The sequence below is a fragment of the Neisseria sp. WLZKY-1 genome (assembly GCF_046546535.1).
Classification (GTDB): Bacteria; Pseudomonadota; Gammaproteobacteria; order Burkholderiales; family Neisseriaceae; genus Neisseria.
Window position 1 is genome coordinate 1 of record NZ_JBKGTW010000034.1, and the last position, 23,782, is coordinate 23,782.

The window sequence follows — 23,782 nt, forward strand, 5'->3', positions numbered from 1 at the left end:
GGAGTGCGAATGGCGTTTTAACAACAGTGAAATAAAAGTTCAAATTTCCATTTTGAAACAATTGGTAATAGATAATTTATCCTAGTTATCTAGGACAGCCCCAAAATTTTTCTAATATTTATGGTCAACTTTCTCGTAAGGAGATCGATTTTGGGGAAATTATAATTGACGAAAAAATATTACAAGATAATGCATATATCATTAACTATTTTTCAATTTGATAACATTAAATCCTCAAATTCATATAGGTCAGCCATTTAATTTAATTTTTGCTTCATCTGAAAATCAAGAAGGCCTAGTAGGATGGCAAGAAGCCATAAACATAGAGAATTATCTCTATATAGCTAATCAAAATGACGAGCCTATATTAATTTCAAAGGAAACCCTTGGAATCTTTTCTTTACGATTGGGGTCAAAAGAACCTAAAAAAATAGCTTCTTCTTTAGGAGATTTTATACAAACATTGTCTGAAATAATGGCATTGTCAGAAAAATTCTTTTCGAAGAATATTAATAATGATGATTATTTTATTCTAGAGGACGATGAATTTATTGCTGAACTTAATGTTTTTTTTCAGTCAACTAAACTAAGTATTGAAGTAAAAAACTTCTATAATTTTTTCTTTGAATAATTGGGAATAACAAGCAAGCCGTAGCCTGCATAAATTTTCAAATTTATAGGTAGCAAGCCGTAGCACGCATGAAACCTTCAGTCCCGACGTAGGGTGTGTGCGGTAAAATGCCGCCTTTTGCAACGACACGGAAAAACAGATGTTCCAACCGAAAATGCTGCTTCTCTGGCTGGCTGCCGCGCTGGGTGTGTTCGGCCTGCCCGAAGTGAAAGAGGCGCAAAAATGGCTGCATCGGGCGCAGGCCTGGGCGCGGCAGATCGAGCGGCCGCAGGCCGAAACGCCGCGCAAAGCGCCGCAAGGGCGCACGGTGCAGGCCGAGGCGGGGCGGCGTTACGAAGGGCGGGTGACGGCGGTGCACGACGGCGACACAGTGCGCGTTACCGACCGCGACGGCGCGAAACACAAAATCCGTCTCGCCTATATCGACGCGCCGGAAACCGATCAGGCTTTCGGCACGGCCAGCCGCGATATGCTGCGCAATCTGGTGCTGGATAAAACGGTGGAAGTGCGCGTTGCCGACGTCGACCAATACGGCCGCGAAGTCGCCTATCTGGTTTCAGACGGCCTCGACGTCAACCGCCGCCAAATCGAAAGCGGCGCGGCCTGGCACTATGTTTCCATCGCCAAACGGCAGCAGGCCAAGGCGGATTTCGCCGCCTACTCCGTCGCCGAAGCCGCCGCCCGCGCAGGCCGCACCGGCCTGTGGCAGGCACGCAGCCCGCTTGCGCCCTGGCAGTTTCGCCGCCAGGCGCGCGAGCGGCAGTAAAACAAAACAGGCCGTCTGAAAAGCGAAACGCCCTTTCAGACGGCCTTTCCCGCCCGCAAGAGGCCGTCTGAAACCATGAACAAGCAAACCCGCCAAGAAATTTTCGCCCGCTGGCGCGCGGCCAATCCTCATCCGCAAACCGAGCTGCAATACGGCTCGCCCTTCCAGCTCTTGATTGCCGTGCTGCTGTCAGCGCAGGCTACCGACAAAGGCGTCAACAAGGCCACCGCCCGCCTGTTTCCCGCCGCGCCCACGCCGCAGGCCATGCTCGATTTGGGGCTGGAAGGCGTGATGGAATACACGCAGACCATCGGCCTTTACAAAACCAAGTCCAAACACATCATCGAAACCTGCCGCATCCTTTTGGAAAAACACGGAGGCCAAGTGCCGCAGACGCGCGAAGAACTCGAAGCGCTGCCCGGCGTCGGCCGCAAAACCGCCAACGTCGTCCTCAACACCGCCTTCGGCCAGCCCGTGATGGCCGTCGACACCCACATCTTCCGCGTCAGCAACCGCATGAACCTCGCCCCCGGCAAAGACGTGCGCGAAGTGGAAGACAAACTGATGCGCGTCGTGCCCAAAGAATTTCTGCTCAACGCCCACCACTGGCTCATCCTGCACGGCCGCTACGTCTGCAAGGCGCAAAAACCGCTGTGCCACCAATGCATTGTGAACGACTTGTGCGAATACAAAGGCAAAACCGTCGAACTGCCGCCGCCCGCCGCAAAGGCCGTCTGAACCCCAATCATAAAAAACAAACCATGCACACCGCCCCAACCGCACAAAGGCCGCTCCCGCCTCAAACACACGGGAATGACGTTTCCGAAACCCGTTCAGACGGCCTCAACGACACCTTCGCCGAACGCCTTATCCGCTGGCAGAAACAACACGGCCGCCACAATCTCCCCTGGCACAGCCGCGACCCCTACCGCGTCTGGCTATCCGAAATCATGTTGCAGCAAACCCAAGTCGCCACCGTCGCCGAATACTACCCCCGCTTTCTCGCCGCCTTCCCCACTGTCGCCGACCTCGCCACCGCCCCCGAAGACCAAGTGCTCGCCCTCTGGCAGGGCTTGGGCTATTACAGCCGCGCCCGCAACCTACACAAAGCCGCCAAACAAATCGTCACAGAGCACGGCGGAATATTCCCCGACTCCAGCGCCGCCCTCGAAACCCTCAGCGGCGTCGGCCGCAGCACCGCCGCCGCCATCGCTGCCTTCGCCTTCCACCGCCGCGAAACCATCCTCGACGGCAACGTCAAACGCGTCCTCTGCCGCGTCTTCGCCCGCGACGGCAACCCCGCCGACAAAGCCTTCGAACAAACCCTGTGGACACTGGCCGAAAGCCTGCTGCCCGCCGATCCCGCCGCCATGCCCGCCTACACCCAGGGGCTGATGGATCTCGGCGCCACCGTCTGCAAACGCGGCAAACCGCAATGCGCCGCCTGCCCGATGGCCGACATCTGCCAGGCAAAAGCGCAAGGCCGCACCGCCGAACTGCCCCGCCGCAAAACCCCGCCCGCCGTGCAAACCCTGCCGCTCTACTGGCTTGTCCTGCGCCGCCGCGACGGCGCCCTGCTGCTACAAAAACGCCCCGCCAAAGGCATCTGGGGCGGCCTCTACTGCGTCCCCTGTTTCCCCACCCTCGCCGAAACGCAGGCCGCCGCCGCCCGCCACGGCATAGATTCAGACGGCCTCGAAGAACAAGCCCCCGTCACCCACCGCCTCACCCACCGCCTGCTCTTCATCACCCCCTACGCCGCCGAATGCGCCCAAACGCCCGCCGCGTGTGAAGAAGACGTTTCAGACGGCCTGTGGGTGCCGCCGCAAAACCTGCCCGACTATGGCCTGCCCAAACCGCTGGCGGCGTATTTGGACGGGAAAAAATAAGGCCGTCTGAAAGAGATTTCAGACGGCCTTTTTGCCTGCGGCGTCAGGGTGTGTATTGGGGCATCATGCCGTTGGGCAGGAGCTGCCAGACGTAGCCGGTGTGTTTCATTTTGCCGGCGATGCGGCCGGCTTCGTCGCCGTAGCCCCAGAAGAAGTCGACGCGCACAGCGCCTTTGATGGCGCTGCCGGTGTCCTGCGCCATGATGAGGCGGTTGAGGGCGCGGCCGGTTTCGGGGTGGGCGGTGGCGAGGAAGAGGGGGGCGCCGAGGGTGATGTAGTGTTTGTCGACCGCGCCGGAATAGCCGCCGGTGAGCGGTGTGCCCAATGCGCCGATGGGGCCGTCGCCGTTGTCGGGCAGGGGGCGGAAGAAGACGTAGCTGGGGTTTTGGCCGAGCACTTCGGCCAGGCGCTGCGGGTTTTGCCGCATGTAGTTTTTGATGCCCTGCATGTCGGTTTGGGCGAGGGCGAGGTAGCCGCGGTCGGCCATGTAGCGGGCGACGGAGACGTAGGGGTGTTCGTTTTTGTCGGCATAGCCCAGGCGGATGTAGCGGTCGTCGGGGGTTTTCAGACGGCCTGAACCTTGGATTTGCAGGAAGAAGAGTTCGACGGGGTCGGCGGCGTAACCGAGGACGGGGGCTTTGCCGTTGAGTGCGCCGCCGTTGATTTCGCGGCGGGTGTGGTAGGGGACGAAGCGGTTGCCGGCAAAGCGGCCTTTGAGGGCTTTGCTGCGCTCGTTCAGCGGGAAGGCGGCGAGGTTGGCGGTGTAGGCGCCTGCGGGGTCGATAACGCCGCTGTTTTGGCCGGTTTGGCGGATACGGACGGTGGCTTTGCTGTTGCGCAGGGCGGCGGGCAGGTCGACGGATACGAAGTCGTAGGGCACGCCGTAGATGGGGAAGCGGGCTTGGGCGGAGGGCGTCGCGCTGCCGTGGAGGACGGGTTCGTAGTAGCCGGTGACCGTGCCGGCGGCTTTGCCGCCGCCGGCAACCTGCCAGGGGGTGAAGTATTGTTCGAAGAAGCGGCGGGCGGAGGTGTGGTCGCGCGGGGTTTGCGCGGCCTGGGCGCAGACGGCCTGCCATTCGGCTCGGGCTTTAAGTTTTTCGCAGCCTTTGAGGAAGGAGGCGAGGCTGTCGGCAAAGGGCTGCTGCGGCCATTGCGGCAGGGCGGCGTAGCTTGCGGCGGTGTAGAGCGCGTCGCCGCTGGATGCGGTGGTGCCTGCGGGCACGGGGTGGCCTGCGGGCTGGGGCGTGCGGTAGGGGAGGGGTTGTAGGGTTTGGCCGGGATGGGCGGGCTTGACGGGTTTTTTCGATGTGCAGGCGGCCAGAATGGCGGCGAGCAGGAGGAGAGCGGTGCGGGATGCGGTTTTGTTCATTTTAAAAACGGGAGGCCGTCTGAAAGGAGTCCTGCTTTCAGACGGCCTGAAAAACGTGGGAATGGAAAACGGGCGGCACTATAACACAGGCCGCCGCGCCGTCTGTTTGTGCGGGAGCAGCGGCGCGGCGAGGCGGCGGGCGGTTAAAACAGCTTGGCGACTTCGGCGGCGATGTCGTCGGCGCGCATAAAGGTTTCGCCGATAAGGAAGGTGTGCACGCCGTGCGACTGCATGAAGACGATGTCGTCCCGGCTGCGGATGCCGCTTTCGCTGACGACGGTCTTGCCCGCCAGATGCGGCAGCAGGCGCAGGGTTTGGTCGAGCGATACTTCAAACGTACGCAGGTTGCGGTTGTTGACGCCGACCAGCGGCGTGGTAAGGCGGGCGCATTTTTCCAGCTCGGCTTCGTCGTGCACTTCCAGCAGCACGTCCATGCCCAAAGCGTGCGCTGTCTGCTCGAAGCGTTCGAGTTCGGCGGCTTCGAGGGCGGCGGCAATCAGCAAAACGGCGTCCGCACCCCAGGCGCGCGCCTGGTAAATCTGGTATTCGTCGACGATAAAGTCTTTGCGCAGCACGGGCAGCGACACGGCGGCGCGGGCAGCCTGCAAATATTCGGGCGAGCCTTGGAAATATTGTTTGTCGGTGAGCACCGACAGGCAGGCCGCGCCCGCGCGTTCGTAGTCGGCGGCGTGTTCGGCGGGGCGGAAATCGGCGCGTATCAGCCCTTTGGACGGGCTGGCCTTTTTGATTTCGGCAATCACGGCGGGCAGGCCGGCGGCGTGTTTGGCGCGGACGGCCTGCAAAAAACCGCGCGGCGCATCGGCGTCGGCGGCCAGTTTTTCGATTTGCGCCTGCGGCACGGCGGCACGCTCGGCGGCGACTTCTTGGACTTTGGTGGCGAGGATTTTGTTGAGGATGTCGGTCATGGCGGGGGACTTGGCGGCGGGTTGCAAAGCGGCGGATTATATAGGCCGTCTGAAAATTGGCAAACGGCATCAGGCCGTCTGAAAAGCGTCTTTCAGACGGCCTCTGCGTAAAATTGTCTGCAATTTTGTTGCGCTCCGTTACAATGCGCCCTTTTTCGCGCCCTGCGGCGCGGGTTTTGCTAAAGAGGTTTGCATATGATTGAAACAATCCACCACTGGGTGAAGGAAATCAACTCGCCCTTATGGAACGGCCTGATTTTCCTGCTGCTGGGCACGGGGATTTTCTTCACGCTGGCGACGGGCTTCGTCCAATTCCGCCTGTTTGGCCGCAGCGTGCGCGAGATGCTCGGCGGGCGCAAGGCGGTGTCCGACCCGCACGGCATCACGCCGTTTCAGGCTTTTGTTACCGGCCTGGCCAGCCGCGTCGGCGTCGGCAATATCGCGGGCGTGGCGATTGCCATTGCCAACGGCGGGCCGGGCGCGGTGTTCTGGATGTGGGTAACAGCCTTAATCGGCATGAGTTCGGCTTTTGCCGAGTCGTCGCTGGCGCAGCTGTTCAAAATCCGCGACCATGACAGCGGCCAGTTTCGCGGCGGGCCGGCTTATTACATCCGCACGGGTTTGAAACAAAACTGGCTGGCGGTGCTGTTTTCCCTCAGCCTGATTTTCTGCTTCGGACTGGTTTACAACGCCGTGCAGGCCAATACCATGGTGGCGGCGGCGAAAAATTCCTGGGGCTGGAACGAACAAGCCTTCGGCGTCGGCCTCGTTATCCTCACCGCGCCGATTATTTTCGGCGGCATCCGCCGCGTGTCGCGCGTGGCCGAAATGCTGGTGCCGGTGATGGCCGTGCTTTATCTGGCGATGGCGCTCTACATCGTCGCCACCAATTTGCCGCAGGTGCCGCACGTGTTCGGTCTGATTTTCGACAATGCGTTCAGTTTCAACGCCGCAGGCGGCGGCATCCTCGGCGGCCTGATTTCGGTGGCGATGGAGCAGGGCATCAAACGCGGCCTGTATTCCAACGAGGCGGGACAGGGTTCCGCGCCCAACGCGGCGGCGGCGGCCGATGTGAAACACCCTGTGTCGCAGGGCATGATTCAGATGCTCGGCGTGTTCGTCGACACCATCATCGTCTGCTCCTGCACCGCCTTTATCGTCCTGCTCTCGACCGACGTGCCCGCCGGGCTCAAAGGCGCGGAGCTGACGCAGGCGGCCATCGCCGGACACGTCGGCGCGTGGGGCGCGCATTTCCTCACCGTCGTGCTGTTTATGTTTGCCTACTCCACCATCATCGGCAACTACGCCTACGCCGAGTCCAATGTCCAGTTTATCAACAGCCATTGGCTGACGATGGCCGTGTTCCGCACGGCGGTGCTGGCGATGGTGTACTTCGGCGCGGTGGCCAACGTGCCCGTGGTGTGGGACATGGCCGACCTGACGATGGGCACGATGGCGCTGATCAACCTGATTGCCATCCTGCTGCTGTCGCCGCTGGTGTTCCTGCTGCTGAAAGACTACACCGCCAAGCTGCGTATGGGCAGAGACCCAGAATTCAAACTCTCCGAACACCCCAGCCTGAAACGGCGCATCAAATCGGATATCTGGTAAACCGCGCCCGCAGGTATGAGAGAGGCCGTCTGAAAACTTTTCAGACGGCCTCTTTTGACATCGTATGTAGGGTGTATGCCGCAGGCACGCACGCGGTTTTGGGTTTGCAAAACTGTTTGGCGGAGACCTTTGCAAAATTCCCCAAAATCCCCTAAATTCCCACCAAGACATTTAGGGGATTTCTCATGAGCACCTTCTTCCGGCAAACCGCCCAAGCCATGATTGCCAAACACATCGACCGCTTCCCACTATTGAAGTTGGATCAGGTGATTGATTGGCAACCGATCGAACAGTACCTGAATCGTCAAAGAACCCGTTACCTCCGAGACCACCGCGGCCGTCCCGCCTATCCCCTGTTATCCATGTTCAAAGCCGTCCTGCTCGGACAATGGCACAGTCTCTCCGATCCCGAACTCGAACACAGCCTCATCACCCGCATCGATTTCAACCTGTTTTGCCGTTTCGACGAACTGAGCATCCCCGATTACAGCACTTTATGCCGCTACCGCAACTGGCTGGCGCAAGACGACACCCTGTCCGAATTGCTGGAACCGATTAACCGCCAACTGACCGAAAAAGGCCTAAAAATAGAGAAAGCATCCGCCGCCGTCATTGACGCCACCATTATTCAGACCGCCGGCGGCAAACAGCGTCAAGCTATAGAAGTCGATGAAGAAGGACAAGTCAGCGGCCAAACCACACCGAGTAAAGACAGCGATGCCCGCTGGACAAAGAAAAACGGCCTCTACAAACTCGGTTACAAACAACATACCCGTACCGATGAGGAAGGCTATATCGAGAAACTGCACATCACTCCCGCCAATACCCATGAGTGCAACCACCTGTCGCCTTTGCTGGAAGGCATTGCCGAAGGTACGACCGTCTATGCCGACAAAGGCTACGACAGTGCGGAAAACCGGTAACATCTGAAAGAACATCAGTTGTTGGACGGCATTATGCGCAAAGCCCACCGCAACCGTCCGCTGACGGAGGCGCAGACGAAGCGCAACCGATATTTGTCGAAGACCCGTTATGTGGTCGAACAAAGCTTCGGTACGCTGCACCGTAAATTCCGCTATGCCCGGGCAGCCTATTTTGGGCTGATTAAAGTGAGTGCGCAAAGCCATCTGAAGGCGATGTGTTTAAACCTGTTGAAAGCGGCTAACAGGCTAAGTGTGTCTGTTGCCGCCTAAAAGGCGGCCCGGATGCCTGATTATCGGGCGTCCGGGGAGGATTAAGGGGGTATTTGGGTAAAATCAGGAGTGATTTGGGGCGAAAACAGCCGAAAACCTGTGTTTGGGTTCCGGCTGTCGAAGGAAGGGCTTTTTTGCAAAGGTCTCTGGCGGTTTGTCGGAAATCGAAGAACGCGTGCATTGCGAAGCAACACCCCCCCACGCGTTGGCGGAAAAATATCAGGCCGTCTGAAACCCGAAGCGGGCTTTCAGACGGCCTCTTTGCCACGCGCCCGCTCAATAACGGGTGGCACAGAACAAATCGCCTTTTTTCGCGTCCGCCGCGTAGCAGGTCAGACCCATCGCGGCGGCATTGGCGTTTTTCGCCTGCGCCCCCGCCTTGCCGTTTACCAGCGTTTTACCGCTTTTGTCGGTCTGCACCGCAACGGCGGTGTTTTTCAGCTTCCATTTCAGCGAGCCGCCCGCCGCGTCCTCACATTTCGTAACAGTGCACGCCCCTTCGGCGGCGACGCTGCCGTTTTTGTAATGCACGCACTGCTGGCCGCTTTCCTTGCACGCGCCGTAGGCGGAAACGGAAAGCAGACAGAGCAGCGCGGCGGCCAATTTCGTTTTCATCATCAGAGTCTCCTAAAAGTATGACAGGCCGTCTGAAAAGGCGGCAGGCGGATTTTACTCCCGAAAAGGCCGTCTGAAAGCGCCGCCACCGGCCTTTCTCGCTTTCAGACGGCCTTTTTCCCGCCGCCGCGAAGCGCGTATAATGCCCGCCGTTTTGACTTCCCCATCCGTTTACCCGAAAGGAATCCCATGTCCACCCCCACAAAATACAAACGCGTCCTGCTCAAACTCTCCGGCGAAGCCCTGATGGGCGGCGACCCCTTCGGCATCAACCGCGACACCATCATGCAGATAGTCGGCCAGGTGGCCGAAATCGCCAAAATGGGCGTGCAGGTCGGTGTGGTCGTCGGCGGCGGCAACATCTTCCGCGGCGTGTCCGCCCAAGCGGGCAGCATGGACAGAGCCACCGCCGACTACATGGGCATGATGGCCACCGTGATGAACGCCCTCGCCCTCAAAGACGCCTTTGAAAGCCTCGGCATCAAAGCCCGCGTCCAATCCGCCCTCTCCATGCAGCAGATAGCCGAAACCTACGCCCGCCCCAAAGCCATCCAGTATCTCGAAGAAGGCAAAGTCGTGATTTTCGCCGCCGGTACGGGCAACCCCTTCTTCACCACCGACACCGCCGCCGCCCTGCGCGGCGCGGAAATGAACTGCGACGTGATGCTCAAAGCCACCAACGTCGACGGCGTGTACACCGCCGACCCGAAAAAAGACCCGTCGGCCACCCGCTACGAAACCATCACTTTTGACGAGGCACTCAACAAAAACCTCAAAGTGATGGACGCCACCGCCTTCGCCCTCTGCCGCGAACGCAAGCTCAACATCGTCGTATTCGGCATCGCCAAAGAAGGCGCGCTCAAACGCGTAATCAGCGGCGAAGACGAAGGCACGTTGGTGCACTGCTGATACGCGGCGGCGTTATGCCGCTGCCGCAGGCAGTTTTAAAACATAAAAAGGCCGTCTGAAACCCGAATATCAGGTTTCAGACGGCCTTCGGTTTATGCCGCTGCGGCTGGATTAGTCTTGGTAATCCTCAAGCGGCGGGCAGGTGCAGACGAGATTGCGGTCGCCGTATACGTCGTCGACGCGTTTGACGCTCGGCCAGAATTTGTGTTCGCGGTTGTGCGGCAGGGGGAACACGGCTTCTTCGCGGCTGTAGGGGTGCGTCCATTCGTCGGCGAGGTCGTCGGCGGTGTGCGGGGCGTTGACAAGCGGGTTGTCGTCTTTCGGCCAGGTGCCGTCGATGACTTTCCGCACTTCGCCTCTGATGGATTTGAGTGCGGCGATGAAGCGGTCGAGTTCGGCTTTGCTCTCACTCTCGGTGGGCTCAATCATCAGGGTGCCGGCCACGGGGAAGGAGACGGTGGGGGCGTGGAAGCCGTAGTCCATCAGGCGTTTGGCGATGTCGGTTTCGGTGATGCCGCTTTCGGCTTTGAGGGGGCGCAAATCGACGATGCACTCGTGGGCGACGCGGCCGTTTTTGCCGGTGTAAAGAATCGGGTAGTCTTCGCCCAATTTTTTGGCAACGTAGTTGGCGTTGAGCAATGCCCATTCGGTGGCCTGTTTCATGCCTTGTTTGCCCATCATGGTGATGTACATCCAGGTAATCGGCAGGATGGCGGCCGAGCCGAAGGCGGCGGCGGATACGGCGGTTTCGCCTGCACTCGCGCTGCGGGTGTCGGTGAGGGTGTGGCCGGGGGCATAGGGGGCGAGGTGGGCTTTGAGGCCGATGGGACCCATGCCGGGGCCGCCGCCGCCGTGGGGGATGCAGAAGGTTTTGTGCAGGTTCATGTGCAATACGTCTGCGCCGACTTCGGCCGGCTGCATGATGCCGATTTGGGCGTTCATGTTGGCGCCGTCCATGTACACTTGGCCGCCGTTGTCGTGGATGATTTGGCAGATGTCGCGGATGCCTTCTTCGTACACGCCGTGGGTGGACGGGTAGGTAATCATCAGCGCGCCGAGGGTGTCTTTGTATTGTTCGGCTTTGGCTTTGAGGTCGGACACGTTGACGTTGCCGTGTTCGTCGGTATCGACCACGACGACTTTCATGCCGAGCATGGCGGCGGTGGCGGGGTTGGTACCGTGGGCGGATTTGGGAATCAGGCAGACGTTGCGCTCGGGGTGGCCCTGCGCTTCGTGGTAGCGGCGGATGGCGAGCATGCCGCTGTATTCGCCTTGTGCGCCGGAGTTGGGCTGCATGGAGATGGCGTCAAAGCCGGTGATGGCTTTGAGCGCGGCTTCGAGGCTGTCGATGAGTTCGCGGTAACCTTCGGCCTGATCGGCAGGGGCGTAGGGGTGGATGTCGGTGAACTCGGGCCAGGTGATGGGCAGCATTTCGCTGGTGGCGTTGAGCTTCATGGTGCACGAGCCGAGAGAAATCATGCTGCGGTTCATGGCCAGGTCGCGGTCTTCGAGTTTTTTCAGGTAGCGCAGCATTTCGTGTTCGGTGTGGTAGCGGTTGAACACGGGGTGTTGCAGGATGGCGTCGCTGCGCAGCAGGCTGCCGTTCAGACGGCCTTTGACTTCGTCGGAGAGCGTGAAGGTCTGTTTGCCGGTAAAGATGTAGTACAACACGACCAAATCTTCGCGGCTCGATTCTTCGTGGAAGGCCACGGCGATTTGTGTATCGGCGGCGCGGCGCAGGTTGTAGCCCAGCGACAAGGCCGTCTGAAACACTTGGTCGGCTTTTTCTTTGCTGCCCAAGTCCACCAATACGGTGTCGAAAAATACTTCGTGTACGACTTTGAGGCCGTCTGAAACCAGCGCGTCGGCAAAGGCCGAAGCCAGCGCGTGAATGCGGCGGGCGATGCGTTTTACGCCTTCGGGGCCGTGGTACACCGCGTACATGCCCGCCAAATTGGCCAACAGCGCCTGCGCGGTGCAGATGTTGGACGTGGCTTTTTCGCGGCGGATGTGCTGCTCGCGGGTGGAGAGCGCCATGCGCAGTGCGGGTTTGCCCGATGCGTCTTTCGATACGCCGATGATGCGGCCGGGGGCGGAGCGTTTGAACTCGTCTTTAAAGGCAAAATAAGCCGCGTGCGGGCCGCCGAAGCCCATCGGCACGCCGAAACGCTGCGTGTTGCCCAAAGCAATGTCCGCGCCCATCGCGGCAGGCGATTTGAGCAGAACCAGGCTCATGATGTCGGCGGCCACGGCCACAACCGTGCCTTTTTCTTTCAGACGGCCTATCGTGTCGGTTAAATCCACCACATCGCCGTCGGTGCCCGCGTATTGCAGCAGCGCACCGAAATAATCGCCCTCAAAGGCCGTCTGAATGTCGCCGACCACCAGCTCGAAGCCGAAATACTTGGCACGGGTTTTCATCACGTCCAGCGTTTGCGGGTACACGCGGCTGTCAACAAAGAAACGCTCCGATTTCACCTTGCCCACGCGGTGCGCCATCGCCATTGCCTCGGCGGCGGCCGTCGCCTCGTCCAACAGCGACGCGCCCGCCACTTCAAAGCCGGTCAAATCGATGCACACCTGCTGGAAATTCAACAGGGCTTCCAAACGCCCCTGCGCGATTTCCGCCTGATAGGGCGTGTAGGCCGTGTACCAGCCCGGGTTTTCCAATACATTGCGCAAAATCACATTCGGCAGGCGGGTAGGGTAATAACCCAAACCGATATAGCTTTTGTTGATTTTGTTTTTCGCCGCGATGCCCTTGATTTTCAAAAGCGCGTCGGCATCGGTGAGCGCGTCGGGCAGGCCGAGTTCGGACGGCATACGGATGCTCTGCGGCACAGTATTGTCCACAAAACCGGCCATGTCTTGCTCGCCCAAAGCCGCCAAAAGCGCGGCCTCGTCGGCAAAGCTGATGTGGCGCGAAGCAAATTCGTTGTTGTTAAAGAGATCGGATAGTTTCATGTTTTTTCCTTTGAGTGGGTTGGCATGAGGCCGTTCCCGCCTACGCGGGAATGACGTTTCTGAAAACAGGCGCGGCAAAACGCGCGGATTGTAACACCGTTGCCCGCGTTTTCACGTTGGCGGAGCGGTGGTTTCAGACGGCCTCAAACACAACGGGGCGGGGCTGTGCGGCGGTACGGGCGCGGCGGCGGAAAAAATTGTCCTGCAGGGCTTGAATTCGCCTGCCGCAGCCCTATTTTCCCCGCCGTTGGGTCGGGCGGTGCGCCGTCCGACTGCCGATTCGACCGCAAAGGTCTGTTTTTTATGACTGTCAACTTAAATGGAGATTTTTTTATGACTATCCGTCCCCTGCACGACCGCGTCGTCGTCAAACGCTTGGAAGCCGAAGAAAAAACCGCCTCCGGTATCGTCCTGCCCGGTGCGGCCGCCGAAAAACCCGATATGGGCGAAGTGATCGCCGTGGGCGCGGGCAAAGTCGGTAAAGACGGCGAACGCCGTCCGCTGGATGTCAAAGTCGGCGACAAAGTGATTTTCGGCAAATACAGCGGCCAAACTGTAAAAGCCGACGGCGAAGAGCTGTTGGTAATGCGTGAAGAAGACATCTTCGGTATCGTTGAATAATTGTTGAATTAAGTTTCAGAACCAAAGGCCGTCTGAATCAAATATGAAGTTTTCAGACGGCCTCGAACAGATTTTTAATATTGATTTGGAGAATTTAAATGGCAGCAAAAGACGTACAATTCGGCAATGAAGTTCGCCAAAAAATGGTAAACGGCGTCAATGTATTGGCAAACGCCGTACGCGTAACTCTGGGCCCTAAAGGCCGCAACGTAGTGGTTGACCGCGCATTCGGCGGTCCGCACATCACTAAAGACGGCGTTACCGTCGCTAAAGAAATCGAACTGAAAGACAAATTCGAAAACATGGGCGCGCAAATGGTGAAAGAAGTCGCGTCCAAAACCAACGACGTAGCGGGTGACGGTACGACTACCGCTACCGTATTGGCGCAAGCCATCGTTGCCGAAGGCATGAAATACGTTACCGCCGGCATGAACCCCACCGACCTCAAACGCGGCATCGACAAAGCCGTCGCCGCGCTGGTGGGCGAATTGAAAAACATCGCCAAACCCGTGCCGGAAAAATCCAAAGAAATCGCCCAAGTGGCCTCCATCTCCGCCAACTCCGACGAAGCCATCGGCCAAATCATCGCCCAGGCGATGAACGAAGTGGGCAAAGAAGGCGTGATTACCGTGGAAGACGGCAAATCGCTGGAAAACGAAGTGGAAGTCGTCAAAGGCATGCAGTTCGACCGCGGCTACCTCTCCCCCTATTTCGTGTCCAACATCGAAAAACAAATCGCCGAGCTGGACGCCCCCTTCGTACTGCTGTTTGACAAAAAAATCAGCAACATCCGCGACCTGCTGCCCGTTTTGGAACAGGTTGCCAAAACCAGCCGTCCGCTCTTGATTATCGCCGAAGACGTGGAAGGCGAAGCCCTCGCCACCCTCGTGGTGAACAACATTCGCGGCATCCTGAAAACCGTGGCCGTGAAAGCCCCCGGCTTCGGCGACCGCCGCAAAGCCATGCTGCAAGACATCGCCATTCTCACCGGCGGCACCGTGATTGCCGAAGAAGTCGGCCTCTCGCTGGAAAAAGCCACCCTCGAAGACCTCGGCCAGGCCAAACGCATCGAAGTGGGCAAAGAAAACACCACCATCATCGACGGTTTGGGCGACAAAGCCGCCGTTGAAGCCCGCGTCGGCGAAATCCGCAAACAGATCGAAACCGCCACCAGTGACTACGACAAAGAAAAACTGCAAGAGCGCGTGGCCAAACTGGCCGGCGGCGTTGCCGTTATCAAAGTCGGCGCGGCGACCGAAGTTGAAATGAAAGAGAAAAAAGACCGCGTGGAAGACGCGCTGCACGCTACCCGCGCAGCCGTTGAAGAAGGCGTGGTTGCCGGCGGCGGCGTCGCTCTGCTGCGTGCCCGCGCGGCTCTGGAAAACCTGCACACCGGCAATGCCGACCAAGACGCAGGCGTACAAATCGTACTGCGTGCGGTTGAGTCCCCGCTGCGCCAAATCGTCGCCAACGCAGGCGGCGAACCCAGCGTGGTGGTGAACAAAGTGCTGGAAGGCCAAGGCAACTACGGCTACAACGCAGGCAGCGGCGAATATGGCGACATGATTGAAATGGGCGTGCTCGACCCCGCCAAAGTCACCCGCTCCGCGCTGCAACACGCCGCGTCCATCGCCGGCCTGATGCTGACCACCGACTGCATGATTGCCGAAATCCCCGAAGACAAACCGGCCATGCCCGATATGGGCGGCATGGGCGGAATGGGCGGCATGATGTAAGAGGCCGTCTGAAAGCCCGACGCGCAAGCGTTGAAAACAACACCCGCAGGGTTTGCGCCCTGCGGGTGTTTTTTGTTGTTGAGGCCGTCTGAAAACATTGTGTTTCGTACCGCCGCGCAGCAAAAAGGCGGCGCAAAAGACACACAAAAAGCAGCCTGAAAACGGGAAACCGGCTTTCAGGCTGCCCAATCCGGCATGCTGTGCTACATTCTGCCACCAACACCGACGTACAAAGGAAACCCCCATGAAAAAAAACCTTATCCCCACCCTTGCCGCCTGCCTGCTGCTGGGCGGCTGCATGACCGGCATCATGTGGGAGCGTGTGGCCGGCGACCAGTACGAATTTGCCGCAGACGAGAGCGACAACATCACCGCCTTTGCCGTTGCCACTGCCGACAGCAGCCAGTTAAAAAAAGGCAGCCTGATACTGGTGGGCGAAAAATACTGGTACGTTTTAGACCAAGGAGAGGAAAACACGCAGCGCTTGGCACAACTGCGCGCGCAATTTCCCAAAGCCTTTTCTTTTAAAAGCAAAGGCGATCTTGAAGCAAACAAGCGCTACAAAAACAACACCTTTGTTTTAGAACGCCGCGAAGGAGAGAAAGGCTCGTTCCGCAGCGAATACTGCCTGGGCTACCAAACCGACAATCCCGCCGAAGCCAAGCAATTGGCCGCTTTGGGCTTTGACAAAAAACCGGACGGCTACGAAACCTGCAGCGCGGTTACCGGAAAAATGTACGCCGTCGGCAATTTGAAAGTTCCTGCCGAATACCGTTTCGAGAGCCGTCTGCCGGTGCAATTAGGCCGCTCTTACGGCAAATCCGCCCCCGCCGGCCAAAAAGTCGCCGCCGCCCTGCTCACCCCATTGGCTCTGGCTGCCGATGCTGTTGCCACGGTAACGGTGTATCCGATCATGTTTCGTAAAGCCTGGTTCGGGGATATTTCGATGTAAAACATACAAAAGCAGCCTGAAAACGGTTTATCCCGCTTTCAGGCTGCTTTTTTGGCAGATTGTTTTTTCAGACGGCCATCGCCTGAAACACTGCTTTCGCAGCGGCCACGGTTTCTTCAATCAGTTCCGGCGTATGCGCGGCGGAGACGAAGCCTGCTTCGTAGGCTGAGGGGCCGAAGGCGACTTGTTTGTCGAGCATGCCGTGGAAGAAGGTTTTAAAGCCGTCCACGTTGGAGCGCGCCATGTCGCCGTAGTTGCGCGGCAGGCCGTCTGAAAAATACAGGCCGAACATGCCGCCCACGCTGTCGGCACAGAAGGCGACGCCTGCAGCTGCGGCGGCAGCCTGAAAGCCTTGCACCAGCTGTTCGGTACGCGCGGTAAGATTTTCGTAGAAGCCCGGCCGCTGGATGATTTCCAGCGTTTTCAAACCGGCGGCGACGGCGACGGGGTTGCCCGACAAAGTGCCGGCCTGATACACGCCGCCCAGCGGGGAGATGCAGGCCATGATGTCTTTGCGGCCGCCAAACGCCGCCAGCGGCATGCCGCCGCCGATCACTTTGCCCATGGTGGTCAAATCGGGCGTGATGCCGTGCAGCGACTGTGCGCCGCCAAGCGCGACACGGAATCCGGTCATCACTTCGTCGTAAATCAATACCGCGCCATGGCTGGTGGTCAAATCGCGCAGGGCTTTGACAAAGCTTTCAGACGGCCGCACCAAGTTCATATTGCCCGCAAACGGCTCAACGATGACGCAGGCGATTTCGCCGCCGATTTTCTCGAAGGTTTCTTCGATCTGGGCAACGTTGTTGTATTCCAGCACCAGCGTGTGCTTGGTGAAATCGGCTGGCACGCCTGCGGACGACGGGTTGCCGAACGTGAGCAAACCGCTGCCCGCTTTCACCAGCAGGCTGTCGGAATGGCCGTGGTAGCAGCCCTCGAATTTGACGATTTTGTCGCGGCCGGTAAAACCGCGCGCCAGGCGGATGGCCGACATGGTCGCTTCCGTGCCCGAGCTCACCAAGCGCACCTGCTTGACACTGGGCACGAGTTTGGCGATTGCTTCGGCAATCACGATTTCGCCCTCGGTGGGCGCGCCAAACGACAGCCCGCCCAAAGCCGCTTCGCGCACGGCTTCAACCACTTCGGGATGCGCGTGGCCGACAATCGCCGGCCCCCACGAGCCGACATAATCGATATAACGCGTGCCGTCGGCATCCCACACATAGGCGCCCTCGGCTTTTTGGATGAAGCGCGGCACGCCGCCGACGCTGCCGAAGGCGCGCACGGGCGAATTGACGCCGCCGGGGATGATGGCTTTGGCGCGGGTGAAAAGTTGTTCGTTGCGGGTCATGGAGGTTTCCTTTATTTTTGATGCGGATGGGGTTGGAGGCCGTCTGAAAATGTCTTTAATCAAACTGCCTGCGGGAGAGTCGGTTTCGGTTTTGACATCGTGGCGGAAACGGTAGTCGGCCACGGTGTCGCCCTCGTAGTCGATGCACAGCTTCCATGTGTCGCTGCGGCTTTTCATGTAGAAAAAATTGGTCGGCAGGAAATTGTAGAGCGGCAGCGACGACGTGCGATAACCGTAACAGCCGCCGTTATCGCGGGAGGACTTGCCGAACATGGTTTCGATGTCGGCGCGGGTGGTCTGCCCTCTGACGATTTTTTGCGCCAGCGATTCTTCGTTTTCGCGGCGCAGAAAAGCGTTTTCGCGCTGATGGAAATCGGAGGCGCAGGCGGCAAGCAGCAAAATCAAAACGGGAAGGCGCAGGCGGCGCACGGCGGTTTTCCAAACGGATAAAAACGCGGCATTTTACCCTGTTTTCACTGCATTGAAGCTGCGCTTTCGGAAGCGCAGCTTTCGCACAAGCAGGAAGGGTTTCCCCGCCGCGCGGCCTGCCGCCGCAAAAAAAAAATACAAAAAACGCTTGACGCGGCGCGGAAGGCTCATTATTATGCGCTCTTCCTTTCTTACTTGCGGGTCGTTAGCTCAGTCGGTAGAGCAGCGGACTTTTAATCCGTTGGTCGAGCGTTCGAATCGCTCACGACCCACCAATTTAAAGCCGGGTTTTCTAACCCGGCATTTTTTTGCCTGCATGGCCGCTATGGTTTTTGAGTTGGTCGGACACGCAGTGAAAACGCCGCCCCGTTTTGATGGGGCGGCGTTTTTGCGGAAACGCTCTGCGTATGCCTTTCAGACGGCCTCAACCTGCCCCGCCCTGTTTGGCTTCCAATTCTTCCCATCTTTCCAGTTTTTCCATCAGCTCGTTTTCCACCGCTTCCGCACGCTGCTGCAATGCAGCGGCTTTTTCGTAGTCGCGGAAGACTTCGGGGTCGGACAGTTGCGCAGCCAGTTCGTTTTGCTCAGTTTCGAGTGCGGCGATTTCGTCGGGCAGGGCGTCGAGTTCGCGCTGCTCTTTATAGGAGAGTTTGACGGTGCGGTTGGCCTTGGGTTTGGCGGACTTGGCGGGTGCGTCTTCGGTGGCGGATTTCGCAGGTGTGGCAGCCTGAAAAGTCTGTTCCCGCGCTTTGGTGTCGAGATAGTCCTGATAGCCGCCGACGTATTCTTTCAGACGGCCTTCGCCTTCAAACACGATGCTTTGGGTCACGACGTTGTCGAGAAAGGTACGGTCGTGCGACACCAGAAACACGGTGCCGTCGTAGTCGCGCAGCAGCTCTTCCAGCAATTCCTGCGTGTCGATGTCCAAATCGTTGGTCGGCTCGTCGAGCACCAGAATATTGGCCGGGCGGGTAAACAGTTTGGCCAGCAGCAGGCGGTTGCGCTCGCCGCCGGAGAGCGAAGACACGGGGCTTTGCGCGCGGGCGGGGTGGAACAGGAAATCTTCCAAATAGCCCATCACATGCCGTTTTTTGCCGCCGATTTCCACATAATCGTTGCCCTGGCCTAAGGTGTAGAACACGGTGTCGTTTTCGTTGAGCGCGCTGCGGAACTGGTCGAAATAGGCGGTTTCCTGCTTGCTGCCGAGACGGATCTTGCCCGAAGTGGGCGAGAGTTCGCCCAAAATCAGCTTTAAAAAGGTGGTTTTACCGATGCCGTTGGCGCCGATCAGGCCGATTTTGTCGCCGCGCTGAATCACGGCGGAGAAGTCACGCATGATGGGTTTGCCGCCGTAGTCGAAGCTGGCGTGTTCCAGTTCGGCGATGATTTTGCCGCTTTTTTCGCCCGCATCGAGTTTGAACGACACCTGCCCCTGCCGCTCGCGGCGCTCGGCTCTCTGGCGGCGCAGTTCTTCCAAGCGGCGCACGCGGCCTTCGTTGCGGGTGCGCCGCGCTTCGATGCCTTTGCGTATCCACGCTTCTTCCTGCGCGTGGAATTTGTCGAACAGGCGGTTGTGCTCGGCTTCCACCGCCAGCTCTTCGGCTTTTTTCTCGCTGTAACGTGCGAACGAGCCGGGATAAGAACGCAGGATGCCGCGGTCGAGTTCGACAATGCGGGTGGCGATGTTGTCGAGAAAACGGCGGTCGTGGGTGATCACAATCAGGCTGCCTGAAAAGCCGCGCAGCAGGTTTTCCAGCCAGATGATGGCGTCGATGTCCAAGTGGTTGGTCGGCTCGTCGAGCAACAGAATATCGGGCTTCTGCACCCAGGCTTGGGCAAGGGCGACGCGCTTTTTCTGGCCGCCGGAAAGGTTGGCGATGGTTTCGTTTTCCGGCAGGCCGAGCTCGCCGATGGCCTGGCGCACGGCGGCATCGAACTGCCAGCCGTTTTGCGCTTCGATTTGGTTTTGCAGCGCGTTCATTTCGGCGGCGAGTTCTACGTTTTCAGGCTGCTTTTCCAGTTCCGAGAGCACCGCATGATAGCGGCGCAGCACGTCGCGCAGGCTGCCCAGCCCTTCGGACACGGCGTCAAACACCGTTGATTGCGGGTCGAAAAAACTCTCCTGCGGCACATACACCGTTTTCAGGCCGTTTTGCAGCACCAGCTGGCCGTCGTCGGGCTTCTGCACGCCGGCGAGGATTTTCAACAGCGAGGACTTGCCCGCGCCGTTGCGCCCGATCAGGCCGACGTGCTCGCCGGCGTCGAGTTGGAAAGCGGCCTTGTCGAGCAGGGCGACATGGCCGACGGCAAAAGACAGGTTTTCGGCTTGGAGGATGTTCATGGGTTTGGGTTTCGACGGGAATGGCAAAGGGGCGGATTGTACAGGCAAAAGGCCGTCTGAAAAGCACGGAGCATGGGTTGGGAAAGGCCGTCTGAAAGTTTCAGACGGCCTTTGGTTCACAATATTGTCAGCGCGACACGGTAAAGCTGCCACAGCGCCCAGGCGCAGACGGAAAGTCCGGCGAAGAGGCGGACGCGGCGGTTTTGCAGCAGGGTTTTGAGTTGTCCGGCAAACCAGCCGAAGGCCAGCAGGTTGGGCAGGGTGCCCAGCGCGAAGCAGAGCATCAGCAGGCCGCCGTGCAGGGCGCTGCCGCTGCCGAGGGCGTAGAGCGAGGCGCTGTATACGAGGCCGCAGGGCAGCCAGCCCCACAGCAGGCCGACGGCAAAACAGGCGGGCACGCTTTTGATCGGCAGCAGGCGGTTAAGCAGCGGGTTGAGGCGTTTCCAGATCGGTTTGCCCGCGCCTTCGATATGGCGCACAAGGTCGGACAGCCCCGCCAGATAAAGGCCGAGCAGCAGCAGCAGGATGTTGGCGGCGAAAAACAGGGCGGTTTGCACGCCGCGCGTCTGGTCGAGGGAAATGCCGAACTGGCCGAGCGCGCCGACGATGAGGCCGATGGCGGTGTAGCTGGAAAGGCGGCCGAGGTTCATCAGAACGATGAGCCACAGGCGGTTGATGTGCGGCGGCAGTTGCAGGGCGAAGGCGGAGGAGAGGCCGCCGCACATGGCCAGGCAGTGGCCGCCGCCGAAGAAGCCGAGCAGAAAGAGGGTGAGATAGGAGAGGTCGTTCATGGTGTGTGTGCGGGTGAGGCCGTCTGAAAAAGGGGAAAACTGGCTTTCAGACGGCCTAAAAGCGTTCAAATCACAAAATCTTCCGCCGCGTCGGCCTGTTTGCGGTACTGGCCGGGCGTGAGGCCGTAGGCTTTTTTAAACGCCTTGCCGAAGTGGGTTTCCGAGCCGAAGCCACAGGAAAGGGCGACGGAGAGCACCGAATCTGCGCCCTGTTTCAGCATGGCGGCGGCCTGTTGCAGGCGGATGCGGTTGACGAAGGCGTAGGGGCTGGTGCCGGTGTGCGCTTTAAACAGGCGCATTAGTTGGGCGCGGGACACGGTGGCGGCGTCGGCCATTTCCTCAATCGTCCACGCGCGCGCCGGGTCGTCGAGCACCGCCTGAATCACGCCGCGCAAACGGCGGTCGCGCCAGCCTTTGAGCAGCCCCTCGGGCAGCGGCCGCACCGGATGTTCGGCCAGAAAAACGCGCACCAGCGACACCAGCAGCACCGCCGAGAGCGCGTCAACCACCGCCTTCGAACCGGGCTGCGGCCTGTCGACCTCGGCCTGCAACAGCGACACCAAATGCGGCAGCGGCGTGCCGCGCATATCGAGCAGCACCGTTTCCGGCAGACCCGCCATCAGATCGGCCTGCGTGTCATAAGAAAAGCGGGCGCAAAACAGGCTCAAATCCGCCGCGCCCGTGCCGCTGTGTTTGAGCGTGAACGCGCCGCTGCGCTGTGCCGCCACCGCTGCGCCGCTGTTGCTGCAACCGGCCTCGCTGCTCAACACATGGGCGGCGGTGCGCGGGAAAAACACCACGTCGCCCGCGCGCAGCCGCCGCGCCTTGTCGTCGGCATCCGCTTTGAGCCAGCACTCGCCGCCCGTAACGATATGTACCAGCCCCTGCCCGCGCCGCGCCTCGTGCCGCACATACCATTCGCCCTGAAACAGACACTGCACATCGACGCTGCCGCTCACCTGCGAGAGCGCCACCAGCTTGTCGAGAATATCCATTTTGCGCCACCTCATGATACGATTTGCAGATTATAATACTATAAAACCCGCAATAATGGCGGCCTTTCCAACAATACATACCCCGAAAGGAAACCGTCATGTTTAAAGACTGGCCCGAACACACCGCCCACGTTAAAAAAGCCTTCGGCGAAATGGGCAAAAAACACCCGAAAATGCTGCAAGCCTACGGCACATTGGAACAGGCTGCCGCCGCCGAAGCCCTCGACGCGAAAACGCGCGAACTGATCGCCATCGCCGTCGCCATCACCACCCGCTGCGAAAGCTGCATCAGCGTCCACGCCGCCGCCGCCGTCAAAGCGGGTGCAACCGAAGGCGAAATCGCCGGCGCACTGGCCACCGCTATTTCCCTCAACGCCGGTGCGGCCTATACTTACGCCCTGCGCGCCTTTGAAGCGGTGGAAAGCCAAAGCTGAAAACCGTCTAGGCCGTCTGAAATAATGCTTTCAGACGGCCTTTGTGCCGCATTATTTGTGCCGTGATTACCGAAAGGAAACCCGATGAAAAAACTCCTTCTCCCCGCCTTCCTCGCCGCCGCGCTGCTCGCCCAGCCCGCCTTCGCCCTGTCGCCCGCACCTGCTAAAACGGTGCAGCAGGCACAGGAGAGCGGCGTCTGGATAGACGTACGCAGCCCCGAAGAATACGCCGAAGGTCATCTGTCGGCTGCGCAAAACATCCCGCTCGAACAGATTACCGCCAAAATCGCCGAAGCCGTGCCCGACAAAAACGCCCCCGTCAACCTCTACTGCAAATCCGGCCGCCGCGCCGGCCTTGCCAAGCAGATGCTGGAAAAACTGGGCTACACCCGCGTCACCAACCACGGCGGCTATCAGGATCTCGTCGCCAAAGGCATGAAATAACAGCCCGTTTGCCAAAAGGCCGTCTGAAACCCTTTCAGACGGCCACTTTTTCCAAACGTCTCAACTGTGAAAACCATAAACTGAAGGAGAACCGAATGAATATGAAGCGAAAATTTGCCGCCCTGGCCGCCGCCCTGTCGCTGTCTGCCTGCGCTGGCGCGCAAACGGGAGCAGCGCAGCCTCCGACGAACGTGCACAGCGTCACCAGCCGCTACGGCTTCGACGAAACCGTTTCCCGCCTGAAAAACGCCGTAGAAGCCAAAGGCATGACCGTGTTCGCCCTGATCGACCACCGCGCCGCCGCGCAAAAAGCGGGGCTGGACATGCAGCCGGCCACGGTGATTGTGTTCGGCGCACCCAAAGCAGGCACGCCGCTGATGGTGAAAGACCCCGACTTCGCCCTGCGCCTGCCGCTCAAAGTGCTGGTAACGGAAACCGACGGGCAGGTGCGCGCCGTCGTCGCTGACACCCGTGCCCTGATTGCCGACAGCGGCATTTCGGTGGCCGACGTGGAAAACACGCTCGACCGTGTGCCGGCGCTGATTGAAAAAACCGTCGGCGAATAGGGCGTTGACATTCGTCTTGTGGGTATTTTTTGCCAAAAACACCGCCGCAAGGCTGATTGTCAACGCGCCCTAAAACGCGGCGCAAAATGGCTGAGGCCGTCTGAAAACTCCGTTTGAGGGTTTTCAGACGGCCTTTCGTTTACCCAGGCGTAAGTAACAAATTTACTGCTAAATCAGAGAAGCAACGCACTAAGTAACAAATTTACTGCTGCAAATTCATTTTCTAGCAAAATGATCCTTAATAAACCT

At 59.1% G+C, this 23,782-nt stretch carries 20 protein-coding genes, 1 tRNA gene and 2 pseudogenes; 15 read left to right on the forward strand and 8 right to left on the reverse strand.

Going from position 1 to position 23,782, the window contains the following annotated elements; translation table 11 throughout:
* The 5 genes and pseudogenes from ACLD9W_RS08895 to mutY form a co-directional block, all read left to right on the forward strand.
* Positions 1–85, forward strand: a pseudogene (locus ACLD9W_RS08895) (IS1595 family transposase); the annotation flags it as partial.
* A 132-nt stretch (positions 86–217) separates the two neighbouring features.
* On the forward strand, positions 218–631 hold the full coding sequence (locus ACLD9W_RS08900) for a hypothetical protein (RefSeq protein ID WP_410841690.1): 414 nt from the start codon (positions 218–220) through the stop codon (positions 629–631).
* Positions 632–770: 139 nt separating this feature from the next.
* Positions 771–1,397, forward strand: coding sequence for a thermonuclease family protein (locus tag ACLD9W_RS08905; protein ID WP_410841691.1), 627 nt, complete (start codon positions 771–773; stop codon positions 1,395–1,397).
* Between the two features lie 75 nt (positions 1,398–1,472).
* Positions 1,473–2,135 (forward strand): endonuclease III, encoded by a 663-nt coding sequence (gene nth, locus ACLD9W_RS08910; protein ID WP_410841692.1) that lies wholly within the window; start codon positions 1,473–1,475, stop codon positions 2,133–2,135.
* 23 nt (positions 2,136–2,158) lie between these two features.
* Positions 2,159–3,286, forward strand: a complete 1,128-nt coding sequence (mutY, locus tag ACLD9W_RS08915; RefSeq protein WP_410841693.1) for an A/G-specific adenine glycosylase — start codon at positions 2,159–2,161, stop codon at positions 3,284–3,286.
* Positions 3,287–3,329: 43 nt separating this feature from the next.
* On the opposite strand, the gene ACLD9W_RS08920 is transcribed toward mutY, so the two are convergent.
* Both ACLD9W_RS08920 and trpC read right to left on the reverse strand, forming a co-directional pair.
* Complete coding sequence (locus ACLD9W_RS08920; RefSeq protein WP_410841694.1) at positions 3,330–4,655, reverse strand: murein transglycosylase A; 1,326 nt, start codon at positions 4,653–4,655, stop codon at positions 3,330–3,332.
* Positions 4,656–4,798: 143 nt separating this feature from the next.
* The gene (gene trpC / locus ACLD9W_RS08925; protein WP_410841695.1) at positions 4,799–5,581 is read right to left on the reverse strand and encodes an indole-3-glycerol phosphate synthase TrpC; all 783 of its coding nucleotides are present in this window, start codon (positions 5,579–5,581) and stop codon (positions 4,799–4,801) included.
* A 195-nt stretch (positions 5,582–5,776) separates the two neighbouring features.
* On the opposite strand from trpC, the gene ACLD9W_RS08930 reads away from it, so the two are divergent.
* Positions 5,777–7,192, forward strand: a complete 1,416-nt coding sequence (locus tag ACLD9W_RS08930; protein WP_410841696.1) for an alanine/glycine:cation symporter family protein — start codon at positions 5,777–5,779, stop codon at positions 7,190–7,192.
* A gap of 185 nt (positions 7,193–7,377) precedes the next feature.
* Positions 7,378–8,385: pseudogene (locus ACLD9W_RS08935) on the forward strand (IS5 family transposase).
* 276 nt (positions 8,386–8,661) lie between these two features.
* On the opposite strand, the gene ACLD9W_RS08940 reads toward ACLD9W_RS08935, so the two are convergent.
* On the reverse strand, positions 8,662–9,000 hold the full coding sequence (locus ACLD9W_RS08940) for a hypothetical protein (protein WP_410841706.1): 339 nt from the start codon (positions 8,998–9,000) through the stop codon (positions 8,662–8,664).
* 189 nt (positions 9,001–9,189) lie between these two features.
* Here ACLD9W_RS08940 and pyrH point away from each other — a divergent pair, with 189 nt between their 5' ends.
* Positions 9,190–9,909 (forward strand): UMP kinase, encoded by a 720-nt coding sequence (pyrH, locus tag ACLD9W_RS08945; RefSeq protein ID WP_410841697.1) that lies wholly within the window; start codon positions 9,190–9,192, stop codon positions 9,907–9,909.
* 111 nt (positions 9,910–10,020) lie between these two features.
* Here pyrH and gcvP read toward each other — a convergent pair whose 3' ends face one another.
* The gene (gcvP, locus tag ACLD9W_RS08950; RefSeq protein ID WP_410841698.1) at positions 10,021–12,873 is read right to left on the reverse strand and encodes an aminomethyl-transferring glycine dehydrogenase; all 2,853 of its coding nucleotides are present in this window, start codon (positions 12,871–12,873) and stop codon (positions 10,021–10,023) included.
* A gap of 333 nt (positions 12,874–13,206) precedes the next feature.
* Between gcvP and groES the strand changes: the two genes are divergently transcribed.
* The 3 genes from groES to ACLD9W_RS08965 all read left to right on the forward strand — a co-directional run bounded on the left by groES (position 13,207) and on the right by ACLD9W_RS08965 (position 16,182).
* Positions 13,207–13,494: a co-chaperone GroES gene (gene groES / locus ACLD9W_RS08955; RefSeq protein ID WP_410841699.1), complete on the forward strand. Its 288-nt coding sequence runs from the start codon at positions 13,207–13,209 to the stop codon at positions 13,492–13,494.
* Positions 13,495–13,592: 98 nt separating this feature from the next.
* Entirely contained in the window at positions 13,593–15,230 is a 1,638-nt protein-coding gene (groL, locus tag ACLD9W_RS08960; RefSeq protein ID WP_410841700.1) for a chaperonin GroEL, read from the forward strand.
* A 244-nt stretch (positions 15,231–15,474) separates the two neighbouring features.
* Entirely contained in the window at positions 15,475–16,182 is a 708-nt protein-coding gene (locus ACLD9W_RS08965; RefSeq protein ID WP_410841701.1) for a hypothetical protein, read from the forward strand.
* A gap of 67 nt (positions 16,183–16,249) precedes the next feature.
* Here ACLD9W_RS08965 and hemL read toward each other — a convergent pair whose 3' ends face one another.
* Entirely contained in the window at positions 16,250–17,533 is a 1,284-nt protein-coding gene (gene hemL, locus ACLD9W_RS08970; RefSeq protein ID WP_410841707.1) for a glutamate-1-semialdehyde 2,1-aminomutase, read from the reverse strand.
* Positions 17,534–18,161: 628 nt separating this feature from the next.
* Here hemL and ACLD9W_RS08975 point away from each other — a divergent pair.
* A tRNA-Lys gene (locus tag ACLD9W_RS08975) sits at positions 18,162–18,237 on the forward strand.
* 149 nt (positions 18,238–18,386) lie between these two features.
* Here ACLD9W_RS08975 and ACLD9W_RS08980 read toward each other — a convergent pair.
* The 3 genes from ACLD9W_RS08980 to ACLD9W_RS08990 all read right to left on the reverse strand — a co-directional run bounded on the left by ACLD9W_RS08980 (position 18,387) and on the right by ACLD9W_RS08990 (position 22,089).
* Complete coding sequence (locus ACLD9W_RS08980) at positions 18,387–20,303, reverse strand: ATP-binding cassette domain-containing protein (protein WP_410841702.1); 1,917 nt, start codon at positions 20,301–20,303, stop codon at positions 18,387–18,389.
* Positions 20,304–20,419: 116 nt separating this feature from the next.
* Positions 20,420–21,094, reverse strand: a complete 675-nt coding sequence (locus ACLD9W_RS08985; protein WP_410841708.1) for a sulfite exporter TauE/SafE family protein — start codon at positions 21,092–21,094, stop codon at positions 20,420–20,422.
* 65 nt (positions 21,095–21,159) lie between these two features.
* Positions 21,160–22,089 carry an AraC family transcriptional regulator gene (locus ACLD9W_RS08990; protein ID WP_410841709.1) on the reverse strand — a complete coding sequence of 310 codons (930 nt, stop codon included), beginning with the start codon at positions 22,087–22,089 and terminating at the stop codon, positions 21,160–21,162.
* A 98-nt stretch (positions 22,090–22,187) separates the two neighbouring features.
* Here ACLD9W_RS08990 and ACLD9W_RS08995 point away from each other — a divergent pair, with 98 nt between their 5' ends.
* The 3 genes from ACLD9W_RS08995 to ACLD9W_RS09005 all read left to right on the forward strand — a co-directional run bounded on the left by ACLD9W_RS08995 (position 22,188) and on the right by ACLD9W_RS09005 (position 23,533).
* A complete protein-coding gene (locus tag ACLD9W_RS08995; protein WP_410841703.1) occupies positions 22,188–22,523 on the forward strand; it encodes a carboxymuconolactone decarboxylase family protein in 336 nt (111 codons plus the stop codon).
* An 84-nt stretch (positions 22,524–22,607) separates the two neighbouring features.
* Complete coding sequence (locus tag ACLD9W_RS09000; protein ID WP_410841704.1) at positions 22,608–22,967, forward strand: rhodanese-like domain-containing protein; 360 nt, start codon at positions 22,608–22,610, stop codon at positions 22,965–22,967.
* Positions 22,968–23,062: 95 nt separating this feature from the next.
* Positions 23,063–23,533: a DUF302 domain-containing protein gene (locus tag ACLD9W_RS09005; RefSeq protein ID WP_410841705.1), complete on the forward strand. Its 471-nt coding sequence runs from the start codon at positions 23,063–23,065 to the stop codon at positions 23,531–23,533.
* Positions 23,534–23,782: the final 249 nt, after the last annotated feature.

What these genes read in the sequence shown, in the direction of transcription:
- ACLD9W_RS08980 (WP_410841702.1), bottom strand. Translation starts at nt 20,303, where the DNA reads ATGAACATCCTCCAAGCCGAAAACCTGTCTTTTGCCGTCGGCCATGTC.
- ACLD9W_RS08940 (WP_410841706.1), bottom strand. Translation starts at nt 9,000, where the DNA reads ATGAAAACGAAATTGGCCGCCGCGCTGCTCTGTCTGCTTTCCGTTTCC.
- groL (WP_410841700.1), top strand. Translation starts at nt 13,593, where the DNA reads ATGGCAGCAAAAGACGTACAATTCGGCAATGAAGTTCGCCAAAAAATG.
- ACLD9W_RS08995 (WP_410841703.1), top strand. Translation starts at nt 22,188, where the DNA reads ATGTTTAAAGACTGGCCCGAACACACCGCCCACGTTAAAAAAGCCTTC.
- ACLD9W_RS09005 (WP_410841705.1), top strand. Translation starts at nt 23,063, where the DNA reads ATGAATATGAAGCGAAAATTTGCCGCCCTGGCCGCCGCCCTGTCGCTG.
- hemL (WP_410841707.1), bottom strand. Translation starts at nt 17,533, where the DNA reads ATGACCCGCAACGAACAACTTTTCACCCGCGCCAAAGCCATCATCCCC.
- mutY (WP_410841693.1), top strand. Translation starts at nt 2,159, where the DNA reads ATGCACACCGCCCCAACCGCACAAAGGCCGCTCCCGCCTCAAACACAC.
- trpC (WP_410841695.1), bottom strand. Translation starts at nt 5,581, where the DNA reads ATGACCGACATCCTCAACAAAATCCTCGCCACCAAAGTCCAAGAAGTC.
- gcvP (WP_410841698.1), bottom strand. Translation starts at nt 12,873, where the DNA reads ATGAAACTATCCGATCTCTTTAACAACAACGAATTTGCTTCGCGCCAC.
- pyrH (WP_410841697.1), top strand. Translation starts at nt 9,190, where the DNA reads ATGTCCACCCCCACAAAATACAAACGCGTCCTGCTCAAACTCTCCGGC.
- groES (WP_410841699.1), top strand. Translation starts at nt 13,207, where the DNA reads ATGACTATCCGTCCCCTGCACGACCGCGTCGTCGTCAAACGCTTGGAA.
- ACLD9W_RS08985 (WP_410841708.1), bottom strand. Translation starts at nt 21,094, where the DNA reads ATGAACGACCTCTCCTATCTCACCCTCTTTCTGCTCGGCTTCTTCGGC.
- ACLD9W_RS08920 (WP_410841694.1), bottom strand. Translation starts at nt 4,655, where the DNA reads ATGAACAAAACCGCATCCCGCACCGCTCTCCTCCTGCTCGCCGCCATT.
- ACLD9W_RS08990 (WP_410841709.1), bottom strand. Translation starts at nt 22,089, where the DNA reads ATGGATATTCTCGACAAGCTGGTGGCGCTCTCGCAGGTGAGCGGCAGC.
- ACLD9W_RS08905 (WP_410841691.1), top strand. Translation starts at nt 771, where the DNA reads ATGTTCCAACCGAAAATGCTGCTTCTCTGGCTGGCTGCCGCGCTGGGT.
- ACLD9W_RS08965 (WP_410841701.1), top strand. Translation starts at nt 15,475, where the DNA reads ATGAAAAAAAACCTTATCCCCACCCTTGCCGCCTGCCTGCTGCTGGGC.
- ACLD9W_RS09000 (WP_410841704.1), top strand. Translation starts at nt 22,608, where the DNA reads ATGAAAAAACTCCTTCTCCCCGCCTTCCTCGCCGCCGCGCTGCTCGCC.
- nth (WP_410841692.1), top strand. Translation starts at nt 1,473, where the DNA reads ATGAACAAGCAAACCCGCCAAGAAATTTTCGCCCGCTGGCGCGCGGCC.
- ACLD9W_RS08930 (WP_410841696.1), top strand. Translation starts at nt 5,777, where the DNA reads ATGATTGAAACAATCCACCACTGGGTGAAGGAAATCAACTCGCCCTTA.